The following is a 14,236-nucleotide window of genomic DNA, read 5'->3' on the forward strand; positions in this document are numbered from 1 at the left end:
ATGGAGGCGTACGACCACACGGAGGCGGACGATGGACGAGGCACAGGCGCGGGACGTACTGGCCGCGGCGGGAGTACTGCCCGGACCGGCACGGGACGCGCGACTGCTCGCCCTCGGCGAGAACGCGGTGTTCGCCGCCGGTGACCTGGTCGTCAAGGTGGGCCGGGACGCGGAGCTCCTGGACCGGGCGCGGCGCGAACTCGACATCGCTCTATGGCTGGACGAGGCGGGCGTGCCTGCGGTGCGGGCGGCCGAGCCCGAGGCACGGCTGGTGGAGGGGCACCCGGTGACCGTGTGGCACCGGCTGCCGGATCCGCTACGGCCCGCCGAGCCAAGGGATTTGGCCGAACTGCTACGGGTCGTGCACGAGCTGCCCGCGCCCTCCTTCGAGTTGCCGCCGCGTGAACTACTGGGGGGTGTGGAGCGGTGGCTGCGGCTGGCGGGCGATGCGATCGATCCGGCGGACGCGGCGTATCTGCGGGAGCGGCGGGACGGGTTCGCCGCGGCTGCGTCCGGGCTGACGCCGCGGCTGGCGCCGGGGCCGATTCATGGGGACGCGTTGCCGCGCAATGTGCATGTGGGAGCTCAGGGGCCGGTGCTGGTCGATCTGGAGACCTTCTCCTTCGATCTGCGTGAGCATGATCTGGTGGTGATGGTGCTTTCTCGGGATCGGTACGGGGTGCCCGCGGCGGCCTATGAGTCGTTTGTGGCGGCGTACGGCTGGGATGTGCGGGAGTGGGAGGGGTGTTCGGTGCTGCGGGGGGCTCGGGAGACGGCCAGTTGCGCGTGGGTTGCTCAGCATGCGGCGAGCAATCCGAAGGCGTTGGCGGAGTTCGAGCGGAGGGTGGCGTCCTTGCGGGACGGGGACGAGACCGTGCGGTGGTATCCGTTCTGAGCGCCCACTGGCAGGGGGCTGACAGGGGGCTGTGTGGCACGGCGGCCGGGTGTCATGTGGCTGGGCGCGCAGCTTCCCGCGCCCCTGGGGCGTCCACGTCCCGTTCCTGAATTGTTCGCGCGGCTCGGACCAGCTCGGTCAGTACCGTGCGGACCGCTGCCCTGGCCGTCCGTTCGGGGCGGTAGAGGGCGTCGATGTGACGTCGTGCCCGCACTCCGCTGAGGGGTCTCAGAACCAGCGCCGGATGCGGGAGCATCGTCAGACGCGGCATCAGGGCGATGCCGCCGCCGGCCGCCACCGCCTCGGCCACCACCGCGAACTCATTGATGCGGTGGGCCAGATGAAGACGACGGCCGGCCGCCGCGGCGATGGCCTCGATGACCGCCAGGACCGGGAAGCCGTCGTGCACGGTGATCCAGGGCTCGCCGGCCGCATCGCGCGGGGTGACGCGGCGCTTGGCGGCCAGGGGGTGGTCGGCGGGCATCGCCACGTCCAGGGGCTCGCGCAGCAGCGTCGTCGCGGCCACCGTGTCCGGCCATGGCGGGGCGTGGTCCAGGCGGTGGGCGAGGACGATGTCGTACTCCCGGGTGAGCCGGGGGAAATCATCCTGCGGTACGTCCTCGTCGGCGAGCCTCGCAACCGGTCTGCCCGGTCCGGCGAGCGCGCGGAGCAGCAGCGGGAAGAACGCGGAACCCGCGCTGTGGAACGCCGCCACCGACACCTCCCCGTCCGGCCGCTCGACGAATTCCTCCACGGTGTGCCGTGCGCGTGCCAGCGCCGTCTCCACCTCGACTGCCGCGCCCGCCAGCGCCTGTCCCGCGTCGGTGAGCACCAGCCGGCGGCCCTGGCGCTCGGTGAGCGGCACCGGGATCGCGCGCTGGAGCAGCCGCAGCTGCTGGGAGATCGCCGACGGCGTCACCAGCAGCGCCTCCGCGACCGCCGTGACACTGCCCAGTTCGCCGAGCTCCCGCAGGATCCTCAGCTGGCGTTCGTCCATTCCCCCAGTGTAGGGACGATGTAGCCGCGCTAAATGATCGTTTTAGAAGGTGGTACTGGGCTTCATGGACCTCTTCGGTGCACGGTAGGCGTATGTCCGACGTCCGCCGTACCGATGCGGTACTCCTCCTTGTCGCGCTCGTCTGGGGTTCCAGCTATCTGTCCGCCCAGACGGCCACGGCCGCGCTGCCCGTCCTGCTCGTGCTGTTCGCCCGCTACGCCCTGTCGGCCGTCACCTGCCTCGGTCTGATCGCCTCCCGGCGGCGCGGGTCGCGGCTGTGGACGCGTGACGAACTACGGACCGGTGTGCCCCTGGGGGTGACGCAGGCCGTGGTCCTGGTCGTGGAGACCTACGGCGTCGCCCACACCAGCGCCGCCAACGCCGGCCTCATCATCAGCCTGACCATCGTCCTCACCCCGCTCCTCGACCGCGGCGGCCACCGCGGCGCACTGCCTCCCTCCTTCTTCGCCGCGACCGGTGTGTGCGTCCTGGCCGTCGGGCTTCTGATGTCCGGCAACGGCTTCCACGCGCCCCGGCTCGGTGACCTGCTGATGCTCGGCGCCGCGCTGATCCGCGCCGTGCATGTCGCCCTCGTCGGCCGCTGCACCTCGGGGCGGGCGATCCGGCCGCTGCACCTGACGACCGTGCAGACCCTCGTCGGCACCGCCCTGTTCCTGCCGGTCGCGGCCCTCGACCTGCCGACGCTGGTCCGTGCGGACCCGGCGACCTGGGCCCAGCTCCTCTATCTCGCCGTGTTCTGCAGCGTGTTCGCCTTCCTGGTCCAGACCTGGGCCGTGCAGCGCACCTCCGCCAGCCGGGCCAGCCTGCTGCTGGGCACCGAACCGGTGTGGGCCGTCGCGGTGGGCGTGGCCTTTGGCGGCGAGCACCTCACCCCGCTCACCGGTGTCGGGGCGGCCCTGATGGTCGCCGGCACCTACTGGGGCCAGGCGGTGGAGCGGGCTCATCGCAGCGCACCAGAACTCCCGCTCCCCTCGGCCCACGCCGGCGCCCCGGCCCCCGCACCCGCCCCAACCTCAGCCCTCAGTAAGGACTCCGCATGTCCGAGCCCGCCCACGGCACGTACGACACTTACGACCAGCTGATCTCCCTGCTCGACTCCTCCTCCGTCGACTACCGCCTGCTCGACCACGAGCCCGAGGGCAGCACCGAAGCCGTCTGCGCCCTGCGCGGCCACCCGGCCTCCGAGGCCGCGAAGTGCATCGTGCTGCGGGTCAAGATGGACCGTCGCACCACACGCCACGTCCTCGCGGTCGTGCCCGGGGACCGGCGGGTCGACCTGGACGCCGTCCGGGCGCTGTTCGACGCGCGCTATGTCGGCTTCAGCGACGCGGAGACCGCCGAGCGACTGGCCCGGACCGTGCCCGGCACCGTCCTGCCGTTCAGCTTCGACGCCGACCTCGAAGTCGTCGCCGATCCGGACGTGGTGGCCCAGCCGAAGCTGTACTTCAACGCCGCGCGGCTCGACCGCTCACTGCTCGTCTCGGGGGCCGACTACGAACGGCTGGCCAAGCCGCGGATCGAGCGCATCGCGACACCGGCACAGGTGTGACGGAGAGCTCGGCTGACCTCGCCGGGACTCAGACCGTCTCGCCCGCCACCGTCTCCCCCGCCGGCTCCCTGAGCGGCCATGTCCCGTCGACCACCGCCGTCGCGTCGCCCTTGCGGCGCAGGAAGCTCTGGAAGTCCGCCGCCCACTCGGCGTACCACTCGATCTGACGGCGGTGCAGCTCCGCCGGGCCGAGGGCCGCGATCTTGGGGTGGCGGACGGCTATCGCGCCGGCGAGCCGGGCCGCGGCGAGGGCGTCGGCGGAGGCGTCGTGCGCGGAGTCGAGGGCGATGCCGTACTCCCGGCAGACCGCCTCCAGGTTGCGCTTGCCGCGGCGGTAGCGGTCGGCCCAGCGGTCGATGGTGTACGGGTCGATGACCGGAGCGGGGTCCGAGCCGCCGAGGCGGTCGCGCAGGGACGGCAGTCCGTACCGGCGCAGTTCCGCGGTGAGCAGGCTCAGGTCGAAGGCCGCGTTGTAGGCGACGACCGGCACGCCCGTCTTCCAGTAGCCGACGAGGACGTCCGCGATGGCGTCCGCCACCTGGTCGGCGGGGCGGCCCTCGGCGGCCGCGCGCTCGTTGCTGATGCCGTGGACCGCGACCGCGTCCGCCGGGATCTCCACGCCCGGATCCGCCAGCCACTCCTTGTGCCCCAGGGGCTGCCCGTCCTTGACCTCGATCACGGCCCCCGTCACGATGCGCGCCTGTCGCGGATCGGTGCCGGTCGTCTCCAGGTCGAAGCCGATCAGCAGCTCACGGTGCCAGCCCATGGGCGGTCCCCCTTCTTGTGGTGCGTTCCCCCAGTGGTCTCCACCTTCCCATGGGCCACTGACAATCAGAGGACCGCATTCCGCTTGGGCGGCGGGAACACCTGCCGGACCCGCCCGAACGGGAAGACAGTTCAGGACACCGGCCGCGAATCCGCCCACATCAGTTCGAACTCCTCGCGATACGTCGGAAAGAGCCCGCCTTCGTCGATCTCGTCCGACTTGACCACCTTGCTACCGTTGCGCAGCACCAGGACCGGCGCCTCCAGACCGCGCATCCGCCGCAGATAGGTCTGTACGACCGCGATGCCGTCCGCGCCGTCGCCGTCCACCAGGTAGGCCGTGAAGCGGGGTGTCTCGTCGAAGACCTGGATCTCGAAGGCACCGGGGTCACGCAGCCGGGACCGCACCCGGCGCATGTGCAGGATGTTCATCTCGACCGCGCGGCTCAGCTCGCCCCGCTTGATGCCGAGTTCACGCTCGCGCCGCTTGACCGCGCTGGAGGCCGGGTTCAGGAACAGCAGCCGCATCCGGCACCCGGACTCGGCGAGGCGCACCAGGCGTCGCCCGGAGAAGTTCTGCACCAGCAGGTTGAGGCCGATGCCGATGGCGTCGAGCCGGCGTGCGCCGCCGAAGATGTCCTCGGCCGGGAACTGGCGCAGCAGCCGTACCCGGTCGGAGTGCACGGCGACCACATCGGCGTAGCGGTCGCCGACCAGGTCCTCGACTGCGTCGATGGGCAGCCGGCGCGCCGACGGTACGTCGCCGCCCGTGCCGAGGATCTCCAGCAGGCGTGCGGAGGCCCGTTCGGCCTGGTTGAGGACGGCCTCGGACAGGGCCCGGTTGCGCGAGACGACGTTCCGGCTCACTTCGAGCTCGTCCAGAGCGAGTTCGACGTCCCGGCGGTCGTCGACGTACGGCTCGAAGCACGGCCAGTGCTGCACCATCAGCTCGCGCAGCTGCGGCAGCGTCAGGAAGCTGAGGACGTTGTCGTCGGCCGGGTCCAGCAAGTAGCCCTTGCGGCGGCTCACTTCGCGTACGGCGACCGCGCGCTGCACCCACTCCTGGCCGGCCGGTCCGGCCGCCGCGACCACCCAGTCGTCGCCGTGGACGGGTTCGTAGATGGGGCGCAGCACAGCGGCCACGACCGCGCGCAGCCGCTGTTCGACGAGGTTCAGCCAGATGTATGCCCGGCCGGCTCGCTGGGCGCGCGTACGCACCTCGCGCCAGGCGTCGGTGTCCCAGTCCAGCTCCGGGCCGATGGAGTTGGTCTCCATCGGCCTCGCCAGGGACACCGTGCCGGGCGGGACCTCTGTGGAGTTCCCCTCGTGACCCTCGTCACCAGGGGGCAACTCCAGCCCTCCCGAGCCCACCCGCGCACCGCCTTCCGCTCCCCCGAGCACTTCCCGTCCCAACGATCAAGGAAGGGTACTCCGGGAGCGGCAGGCGGTGCAGCCGGATGGCCGGGTCGTTTCTCAACTGCGCGGATTCCAGTGCCCGTTCTGCCAGGCGAGCTCACTCGGAGTGAGCGGATTCATAGCCGTCACATCCCGCGGGACGATGGAGAATCCCTGCCAGTGGACGGGCATGGGCTGCTGGTCCTCGTCCCGGGCTATGTGGTGGAAGCCCACGTTCATCCAGGTGATCGGGTGCGTGAGGTTCTGGCCGCCGACCCACTTGTCGACCGACTTGGGGTGGCCGTTGCCGCAACCGGGGTTGTCGGTGGCGAACTTCTCGCACTTGTCGTACTCGGTGAAGTACACGTCGTGCTTGGTGAAGCTGCGGCCCGGGTACTTGGTGGTGGCGCCGGGCACGATCTCGTACGAGCGTGCGTGGCCGTCCTTGTTCTTGCCGGTCGCGCTGACCATGCGCCACCAGCGGTAGGCCTTGGCGTCGCCCGAGAGCTCCTTGCCGACCTTGGTGACACCGGTCTTGGTCTTCGGGGCGCGGTCACCGGCGGTGGGCGCGGTGACGGTCGAGTCGTACTGCTCGACACGGTTCTTGGTGGAGCCGTCAAGGCCGAAGTCGAGGCGCCAGAAGACGTTGTGGCTGTGGCTGGTGGCCTTGGCCCGGTCGCCCTTGCCGATGGGCCAGCCGCGGCCGTCGCCGGCGTCGTAGTCGTCGTACGACAGGCTTCCGGTCGCGCCCACGTTCATGGTGACCGTGCCGTCGTCCTGGAAGCGCCACTCGGTCATGTACTCGTACCAGCCGACCTGGTTGACCGTGTAGACGAGCAGGTCCTTGCCCTGGGCCTGGTAGACCTTGTTCGCGGTGTCGCCCTGCATGCGGTAGGCGTGCCCACGCGCGCGGGTCGTGGTGCACAGGCCCTTGACGTTCTGGTTCGCCGGATCCCAGGCCTCGGGGACCTTGACGGTCTTGATCGTGCCGCCGGGGCACTCGGCCGGGTTCAGGGTCATCAGACCCTGGGCGAAGCCGAAGCCCGTCAGGTCGTCGTACTCGACGCTTCCGTCGTCGTACGGGACGTGGATCTGGCCGAGCCGGGCGCTGTTGAGCACCTTGATCGGCTTGGTCTCGCCCTTGGGCTGGTAGGAGATTTTCTCCAGGACCAGCCCGGCCTTGCCGTCGTAGCGCCAGCACATCCGCCAGGTCGTGCCGCCGGTGAGCTTCTGCTCGATGCGGTACGCCGCGCTGCACTCGGCGGCCGGCGCCGGGGCGTTCTTCGGCTGGGCGGAGGCGGTGCCCGCACCGGTCGTCGCGCCGGCGGCCAACGCGGCCAGGGACAGGCCGACGGCGGCGCCCCTGCGGGCACGGCTGTTTCTGTTCACGCGCATGAAGAAGTGACTCCCTTACAGGAGGTGCAAGTACGTGAGGTGTCAGTACGTGAGGTGTCAGTACGTGACGTGCGAGTTGGAAAAGTGAACCGAGTGCGGCTCAGCCCATGTCGAGCTTGGCGACCTTGCGGGCGCTCAGGTCGATCACGAAGGACCGGGCGTCGATCCAGGGCCCGTTCTTGACCTTCGGGAACAGCCGCACGCACCGGTGCTCGCCGCACTTGTCGAGTACGGCGGGCTGGGCGCCCGGAGCGGCCCGGTACACGGCGCCGTTGAGCAGCAGCTGGTCCGGGGAGGTGAGCTCCTTGCCGGTGGCGTCCTTGAAGTCCGCCTTCATGCCGGCGCCGAGCGGGTCGGCGAGCATGATCTTCGCCGCCTCCGTGTACTCGGCGCGGCTCAGCGGCGGCTGGACGCCGTGCTCGGTGACGGTCTGCTCGACCTTGCCGGTGTCCAGGTTGACGGTCCTGGTGACGAGCGCGTCGGCCTTGTAGTCGTAGAACGTCACCTCGGCGCGGCGCGGTGCGCTCGGGTCGTCCGACTCGCCGGACTCCGGCTCGGCGAGGTCGACGCCGACGCGCTGCGGACCGCGGTCGCCCTCGACGTCCTCGAAGGCGCTGCGCAGCTGCGGGCTCGCCGCGAGCTTGGCGGCCCGGTCCATCTCGTCGTCGGTCAGCGGGTCGTTGCCCGTGCCCTTGTCACCCTCGCTCGGGGCCTGCTCGACGACGCCCGGCGGCACCGCGCCGGCTCCCTGTTCCTCGGCCGCCTGCTGGGCGGACCGACCGCTGCTGTTCCCTCCCGTTTCGTCGGCCCCCGCCGTCCCCGGCAGGGTGATTCCGACCATCACGGCCGTCCCCGCCACCGCGATGGCCGCACCTGCCACCACCTTGCCCAGATGGCGGTGCACTATCTTGCGCACATCTTCCCCCTACTCCCCGTACGTCCCCGGGAGTATGTGTTTGCCCCACTGGTTCGGCATACCGCGTATGCACTGGTCGACCGGTAAGAGGGACCTAAGTCATAGGTGGTTCCATCACTTTCGGGGAGACTCGACGCCAAGGCGCCCCCGACGGCGCGCTCCAGCTGAAAGAGTCGTGTCCATGCAGGTCTGGCCTGGAGAGGCATATCCACTCGGTGCCACCTACGACGGCGCCGGCACGAATTTCGCGGTCTTCTCGGAGGCCGCGGACCGAGTAGAGCTGTGTCTGCTGCACGACGACGGCTCGGAGACGGCGGTGGAACTGCGCGAGAGTGACGCCTTCGTACGGCACGCGTATGTGCCGGGTGTCATGCCGGGACAGCGGTACGGCTTCCGGGTGCACGGCCCGTACGCCCCCGAGCGCGGGCTGCGCTGCAATTCCGCGAAGCTGCTGCTCGACCCGTACGCCAAGGCGATCAGCGGCTCGATCCGCTGGGGCGAGGAGGTGTACGGCTACCACTTCGACGAACCCGACCGGCGCAACGACCTCGACTCGGCACCGCACACGATGTCGTCGGTCGTGGTCAACCCGTACTTCGACTGGGGCGACGACCGGCGGCCGCGCACGGAGTACCACCACACGGTGATCTACGAGGCCCATGTGAAGGGCCTGACGATGCTGCACCCGGGGCTCCCCGAGGAACTGCGCGGCACCTACGCCGCCCTCGCCCACCCGGCGATCATCGAGCACCTCACCGAGCTGGGCGTGACGGCGCTGGAGCTGATGCCGGTCCACCAGTTCGTCAACGACCACCGCCTGGTCGACATGGGCCTGAACAACTACTGGGGCTACAACACCATCGGCTTCTTCGCCCCGCACAACGCGTACGCCTCCTGGGGCGACCGCGGCCAGCAGGTCCTGGAGTTCAAGTCCGCGGTGCGGGCGCTGCACGAGGCCGGCATCGAGGTCATCCTCGACGTGGTCTACAACCACACCGCGGAGGGCAACCACCTGGGCCCCACGCTGTCCTTCCGGGGCCTGGACAACCCGCAGTACTACCGCCTGACGGACGACCCGCGCTACTACATGGACACCACCGGGACCGGCAACTCGCTGCTGATGCGGTCCCCGCACGTCCTCCAGCTGATCATGGACTCGCTGCGCTACTGGGTCACCGAGATGCACGTCGACGGCTTCCGCTTCGACCTCGCGGCCACCCTGGCCCGGCAGTTCCACGAGGTGGACCGGCTGTCGTCGTTCTTCGACCTGGTGCAGCAGGATCCGGTGGTCTCCCAGGTGAAGCTGATCGCCGAGCCGTGGGACGTGGGCGAGGGCGGTTACCAGGTGGGCAACTTCCCGCCGCTGTGGACCGAGTGGAACGGCAAGTACCGCGACACCGTACGGGATCTGTGGCGCGGCGAACCGCGCGCGGTGGGGGAGTTCGCCTCCCGGCTGACGGGCTCGTCCGACCTCTACCAGGACGACGGGCGGCGTCCGCTGGCCTCCATCAACTTCGTCACCTGCCACGACGGGTTCACCCTGCACGACCTGGTGTCGTACAACGACAAGCACAACCACGCCAACGGCGAGGACAACCGCGACGGCGAGAGCCACAACCGCTCCTGGAACTGCGGCGCGGAGGGCGAGACCGACGACCCGGACGTCCTGGAGCTGCGCGCCCGCCAGATGCGCAACTTCGTCGCCACGCTGATGCTGTCCCAGGGCGTGCCGATGATCAGCCACGGCGACGAGTTCGGGCGCACCCAGCGCGGCAACAACAACGCGTACTGCCAGGACAACGAACTCGCCTGGGTGAACTGGCCGATCCCCGGCGAGGAGGGCGAGGACGACGGCGGGCTGCCGGCCTTCGCGCGCGCGATGGTGTGGCTGCGCAAGGACCATCCCGTCTTCCGCAGGCGCCGCTTCTTCCACGGACGGCCCGTGGAGGGCACCCATGACGAGCTGTCGGACATCGCCTGGTTCACTCCGGAGGGCCGTGAGATGACCCAGGAGGACTGGGACTCGGCGCGGGCGTCGGCGCTGACCGTGTTCCTCAACGGCAACGCGATCTCCGAACCGGGCGCGCGCGGGGAGCGGATCAGCGACGACTCGTTCCTGCTGATGTTCAACGCCTCGCCGAAAACACTTGACTTCGTGGTGCCCGTCAACCATGGCCGGCAGTGGCAGGTCGTGGTCGACACCGCCCGCGCGGACGGAGTCCCGCCCGGCGAGGGCCAGAAGGTGACGGACGGAGACCGGCTGACGCTGGTGGACCGGAGCATGACGGTGCTGCAACGGCCGGTCTAGAGCGAGGGGCTCGGTGGTTGCTCGGGCACGCGCGCGTGGCGGTGGCTCTCGGCGGTGCGTCCGGGGTACGACCCCGGACGTACCGTCAGCGCGATCAGACAGGCGAGCGCCGCGGCGAGGCTCGCCGCCCCGAAGGCCGCCGCGGGGCCGTACGACTCGGCGAGGCGGCCGGCGCCGGCGACCGCCAGCGCCTGTCCGCCGACCAGCGCGCTCGTCGCCACCGCCATCGCTTCGGCGAGCCGCGCGGGCGGCACCACGCGCTCGGTGAGCCCGAACACCGTGATCAGATGCGGGGCGTAGGCGACGCCGAGGACGGTGACGGTGGCGTAGAGGGCGGGGAGGCCGTCGGCCCACAGCAGGGGCAGGGACAGCGCGAACGCGGCGGCGGTGGCCGCCCGCCAGCGTGCGCTCAGCCCGACGTGGGTCGGCACGGCAGCCATGGAGAGGCCCGCGACGGCGCTCATCACTCCCATGGCGGCGTAGACGAGCCCCGCCTGGTCCGGCTGTCCGAGGCGCTCGGTCAGGGCGGTGATCCCGGCCTGGCAGGCACCGAACATGGCGCCCTGGAGGGCGAGGGCGGCCCGGAGGGGGTGGATGGCGCGGGGGACGCGGGCCGAGGCGGGGGTGTCTCGTCGTCCCTGCGTCGTCGGGCCGCGGCCGGCTCGTCGTTGCTGCGACGTCGTCGGTACCGCGCCGGTCCGGTGCAGCGCGAAGCCGGTTCCGCAGGCTGCGACCAGTGCCGCCGCACCGCCCAGGGCGTACCCCGGATGCGCCGTCACCGCCGCAAGGCCCACCAGGGCCGGTCCCAGGACGAAGGAGATCTCGTCCAGGGTGCTCTCGAAGGAGAGCGCGGCGCCCACCGTGCTCTCGCGAGCTCCGGCCCGGCGGGCGAGCGCGACCAGACGCGCCCGGGCCATGGGCCCGATCTGCGGCACGGTGGCTCCGGCCGCCGCCCCGAGCAGGGCCAGCGCCGGCGTCGGCAGCCCCGTGAGCGCACCGGCGACCAGCCCGGTGACCGCTAGGGCGTTGGCGAGGCAGAAGACGAGCACGACCGCCCGCTGGCCGTGCCGGTCGGCGAGTCGGCCCACCAGCGGGCCGCAGGCCACCTGACCGAGGGCGAGCGCGCCGCCGGTCAGCCCGGCCGCCGCGAGGGAGCCGCTGGTCCGCGCGACCAGTAGCACGCTGCCGAACTGGATGGTCGCGGTCGGCAGCCGGGCCAGGAAGGACATGACCGGCAGCAGTGGCCCGGTCAGGCCGATGACCTCGCGGTAGGTCGCCGAAGCGCCACGTCGTGCCGTGCTCGCCCGCTTCCTCATCGCTTCCTCATCGCTCGAAGCTAGGCACGCGCGTGGGCCCACGTGGAGGGGACGATGACACGAAGGACGCCAGGGCGGGTACGTAGGTTTCCATGACACCTGAGCGACCCGACCCGACGGTGCCGACCGCCACCTACCGACTCCAGCTGCAGCCCGCGTTCCCGTTCGGGGCCGCCGCGGCGGCCGTGCCGTACCTGGCCTCGCTCGGCGTCTCACATCTGCATCTGTCCCCCGTCCTGGAGGCGGTCCCCGGATCGGGCCACGGCTATGACGTCGTGGACCACGCGCGCGTGCGCGAGGAACTGGGCGGCGAGGAGGGGCTGCGCGCGCTGGCGCGCACCGCGCGGGAGCACGGTCTGGGGCTCGTGCTGGACATCGTGCCGAACCACATGGCCATGGCCCCGCGCCACAACCACGCCCTGTGGGAGGTGCTGCGCGAGGGCCCCAAGTCGCCGTACGCGCGCTGGTTCGACATCGACTGGGAGGCGCAGGGCGGCCAGGTGCTGCTGCCGGTGCTGGGGCGCCCGCTGGGCGAGGAACTCGGCCGCCTGGAGGTCGACGGCGACGTCCTGCGGTACTACGACCATGTGTTCCCGCTGCGGGAGGGCACCGGGGAACTGCCGCTGCCGCAGCTCCTGGACGCGCAGTGGTACCGGCCGGTGTGGTGGCGGCTGGCCCGCACGGAGCTCAACTACCGGCGGTTCTTCAGCATCTCGGAGCTGATCGGGGTGCGGGTCGAGGACCCGGAGGTGTTCGAGGCCACCCACGCGAAGATCCTCCAGCTTCTCCATGAGGGCGTGATCGACGGGCTGCGCATCGACCATCCCGACGGCCTCGCCGACCCCGACGGCTATCTCCGGCGGCTGCACGAGGCGACCGGGGGGCGCTGGACGGTGGTGGAGAAGATCCTGTCGGACGGGGAGCATCTGCCGGCCTCCTGGCCCGTCGCGGGCACCACCGGCTACGACGCCCTGCGGCACATCGACGGCCTGTTCACCGACCCGGCGGGGTTCGGCGAACTCCTCGGCCAGTACCGGCGGTTCGCGGCCCCGCAGACGGACCGGGGCGGCGACTGGGAGGCGACGGTACGGCGGGCGGCGTACAAGGTCCTCACCCACGAGCTGGCCGCGGAGATCGACCGGCTGACACGGGTCGCGCACCGCGTGTGCGCCACGTCCCCGGAGCCCGCACTGCGCGACCGGGCGCCCTGGGCGCTGCGCACGGCGCTCCAGGAACTCCTCGTCCGGCTGGAGGTCTACCGGCCGTACGGCCCCGGTGACGCGGCCCGTGTGGTCACCGAGGAGGCCGCGGCACAGGCGCGGCTGGCCTTCGTCGTGCCCGAGGAGGCAGGTGCGGTCGACGTCGTGCGGGAGTTGGTGCTCGGGCGGGCCGGGGACGGGCCGGAGCATGTGGAGTTCCGGACCCGGTTCGCGCAGACGGCGTCGGCGCTGCGGGCCAAGTCGGTGGAGGACACGGCGTTCTACCGCTATGTGCCCCTGCTGTCGGCGACCGAGGTGGGCGGGAATCCGGGCAGCCCCGCGATCTCGCCGGAGGCCTTCCACGCGTACTGCGCGCGCGTGCAGCGCGACTGGCCCGCGACCGGGACGGTGGCCTCGACGCACGACACCAAGCGCAGTGCCGATGTACGGGCCGCGCTGGCCGTGCTGACCGAGTGCCCGGAGCGCTGGGCCGACGTCCTGGCCGAGGCGACCGTCGACGGCGAGGGCGTACCGGACGCGCAACTGGCGTGGGCCGCCTGGCAGACGGTGTTCGGGCTGGGCGAGGCGGACGTGGAGCGCGTCCGGGAGGCGCTGCTGAAGCATGTCCGCGAGGCCGGGCTGTTCACCAGCTGGACCGAGCAGGAGCCGCCGTACGAGGAGGCGGTGGCGGCGTTCGTCGCCGCGGGGCCGTGCGGGGCGCCGGGTGAGCGTGTGGCCGCCTTCCGCAGCGGTCTGGAGCCGCACATCCGGGCCAACATGCTGGGCATGGCCCTGGCCCAGCTGACGATGCCGGGCGTGCCGGACATCTACCAGGGCACGGAGGGCGAGTACCGGGCCCTGGTGGACCCGGACAACCGCCGGGCCGTGGGCTTCCCGCACCCGGACCCCGGCGAGAAGGGCGCGGTGACGGCGGCGGCGCTACGGCTGCGCGGGCGGCGGCCCGAGGTGTTCGGTGACTCGGCGTCGTACACGCCCTTGCCCGCGGAGGGTCCCGCGGGCGCCCACTGTGTGGCCTTCGTACGATCCGGGCAGGTGGTCACCGCCGTGACGCGGCTGTCGCTGCGGCTGGCGCGGTCGGGCGGCTGGCGCGAGACGCTGTTGCCGCTGCCGCCCGGGCGGTGGGCCGATGTGCTGGCTCCGGAGCGGGAGTTCATCGGCCACGCGCGCGTGGAGGAGCTCTTCGCGCGGCTGCCGGTGGCGCTGCTGGAGCGGGTCGGCGGGGAGGAGGCGGTGTGAGCCGAGCGCACTTCCGGCGCGTACGGCTTTCCCGCGCGCCGTCGGACCGCGCCCGCGACCGGCTCGGGCCCGCGCACACTCCTGGGGCTTGTGCACGGCGGCCGGCGTGTGGTGATGAGCGACGGGGCCGCTTCATGTCCGAGGCGCCCGGTGTCCATCAGGGCAGGACAAGGGTGTGCGACACCCCGGCGGAACGGACCCCGCACTCCCGCTGACGCCAAGT

Annotated in this window: 11 protein-coding genes; 5 read left to right on the forward strand and 6 right to left on the reverse strand. The window is 71.5% G+C overall.

Going from position 1 to position 14,236, the window contains the following annotated elements; all coding sequences use genetic code 11:
* The first annotated feature begins 31 nt into the window (after positions 1 to 31).
* The gene (locus tag ACZ7NC_RS18780; protein ID WP_471489585.1) at positions 32 to 895 is read left to right on the forward strand and encodes a phosphotransferase enzyme family protein; all 864 of its coding nucleotides are present in this window, start codon (positions 32 to 34) and stop codon (positions 893 to 895) included.
* A gap of 52 nt (positions 896 to 947) precedes the next feature.
* Here ACZ7NC_RS18780 and ACZ7NC_RS18785 read toward each other — a convergent pair whose 3' ends face one another.
* Complete coding sequence (locus ACZ7NC_RS18785; RefSeq protein ID WP_471489587.1) at positions 948 to 1,892, reverse strand: LysR family transcriptional regulator; 945 nt, start codon at positions 1,890 to 1,892, stop codon at positions 948 to 950.
* Between the two features lie 92 nt (positions 1,893 to 1,984).
* Between ACZ7NC_RS18785 and ACZ7NC_RS18790 the strand changes: the two genes are divergently transcribed.
* On the forward strand, positions 1,985 to 2,995 hold the full coding sequence (locus ACZ7NC_RS18790; protein ID WP_471489589.1) for a DMT family transporter: 1,011 nt from the start codon (positions 1,985 to 1,987) through the stop codon (positions 2,993 to 2,995).
* Complete coding sequence (locus tag ACZ7NC_RS18795) at positions 2,950 to 3,462, forward strand: YbaK/EbsC family protein (protein WP_471489591.1); 513 nt, start codon at positions 2,950 to 2,952, stop codon at positions 3,460 to 3,462. Before ACZ7NC_RS18790 ends, ACZ7NC_RS18795 begins: the two co-directional genes overlap by 46 nt.
* A gap of 28 nt (positions 3,463 to 3,490) precedes the next feature.
* Here the strand turns inward: ACZ7NC_RS18795 and ACZ7NC_RS18800 are convergent, their stop codons facing one another.
* The 4 genes from ACZ7NC_RS18800 to ACZ7NC_RS18815 form a co-directional block, all read right to left on the reverse strand.
* A complete protein-coding gene (locus ACZ7NC_RS18800) occupies positions 3,491 to 4,228 on the reverse strand; it encodes an exonuclease domain-containing protein (RefSeq protein ID WP_471489593.1) in 738 nt (245 codons plus the stop codon).
* Between the two features lie 131 nt (positions 4,229 to 4,359).
* On the reverse strand, positions 4,360 to 5,598 hold the full coding sequence (locus ACZ7NC_RS18805) for an SAV2148 family HEPN domain-containing protein (protein ID WP_471489721.1): 1,239 nt from the start codon (positions 5,596 to 5,598) through the stop codon (positions 4,360 to 4,362).
* A gap of 102 nt (positions 5,599 to 5,700) precedes the next feature.
* Positions 5,701 to 7,017: a copper amine oxidase gene (locus ACZ7NC_RS18810; RefSeq protein ID WP_471489595.1), complete on the reverse strand. Its 1,317-nt coding sequence runs from the start codon at positions 7,015 to 7,017 to the stop codon at positions 5,701 to 5,703.
* Positions 7,018 to 7,117: 100 nt separating this feature from the next.
* Entirely contained in the window at positions 7,118 to 7,933 is an 816-nt protein-coding gene (locus tag ACZ7NC_RS18815; RefSeq protein WP_471489597.1) for a Tat pathway signal sequence domain protein, read from the reverse strand.
* A gap of 181 nt (positions 7,934 to 8,114) precedes the next feature.
* Between ACZ7NC_RS18815 and glgX the strand changes: the two genes are divergently transcribed.
* A complete protein-coding gene (gene glgX / locus ACZ7NC_RS18820; RefSeq protein ID WP_471489599.1) occupies positions 8,115 to 10,241 on the forward strand; it encodes a glycogen debranching protein GlgX in 2,127 nt (708 codons plus the stop codon).
* Here the strand turns inward: glgX and ACZ7NC_RS18825 are convergent.
* On the reverse strand, positions 10,238 to 11,557 hold the full coding sequence (locus ACZ7NC_RS18825) for an MFS transporter (RefSeq protein ID WP_471489601.1): 1,320 nt from the start codon (positions 11,555 to 11,557) through the stop codon (positions 10,238 to 10,240). The genes glgX and ACZ7NC_RS18825 overlap by 4 nt on opposite strands.
* 92 nt (positions 11,558 to 11,649) lie before the next feature.
* Here ACZ7NC_RS18825 and treY point away from each other — a divergent pair, with 92 nt between their 5' ends.
* Positions 11,650 to 14,013, forward strand: coding sequence for a malto-oligosyltrehalose synthase (gene treY, locus ACZ7NC_RS18830; RefSeq protein ID WP_471489603.1), 2,364 nt, complete (start codon positions 11,650 to 11,652; stop codon positions 14,011 to 14,013).
* Positions 14,014 to 14,236 lie beyond the last annotated feature (223 nt).

The sequence above is a fragment of the Streptomyces sp. NPDC111802 genome, from assembly GCF_055634335.1.

Excerpts from the sequence above, each read along its gene's own strand:
- ACZ7NC_RS18825 (WP_471489601.1), bottom strand. The coding sequence starts at position 11,557 with ATGAGGAAGCGGGCGAGCACGGCACGACGTGGCGCTTCGGCGACCTAC.
- ACZ7NC_RS18795 (WP_471489591.1), top strand. The coding sequence starts at position 2,950 with ATGTCCGAGCCCGCCCACGGCACGTACGACACTTACGACCAGCTGATC.
- ACZ7NC_RS18785 (WP_471489587.1), bottom strand. The coding sequence starts at position 1,892 with ATGGACGAACGCCAGCTGAGGATCCTGCGGGAGCTCGGCGAACTGGGC.
- ACZ7NC_RS18790 (WP_471489589.1), top strand. The coding sequence starts at position 1,985 with ATGTCCGACGTCCGCCGTACCGATGCGGTACTCCTCCTTGTCGCGCTC.
- treY (WP_471489603.1), top strand. The coding sequence starts at position 11,650 with ATGACACCTGAGCGACCCGACCCGACGGTGCCGACCGCCACCTACCGA.
- ACZ7NC_RS18780 (WP_471489585.1), top strand. The coding sequence starts at position 32 with ATGGACGAGGCACAGGCGCGGGACGTACTGGCCGCGGCGGGAGTACTG.
- glgX (WP_471489599.1), top strand. The coding sequence starts at position 8,115 with ATGCAGGTCTGGCCTGGAGAGGCATATCCACTCGGTGCCACCTACGAC.
- ACZ7NC_RS18800 (WP_471489593.1), bottom strand. The coding sequence starts at position 4,228 with ATGGGCTGGCACCGTGAGCTGCTGATCGGCTTCGACCTGGAGACGACC.
- ACZ7NC_RS18810 (WP_471489595.1), bottom strand. The coding sequence starts at position 7,017 with ATGCGCGTGAACAGAAACAGCCGTGCCCGCAGGGGCGCCGCCGTCGGC.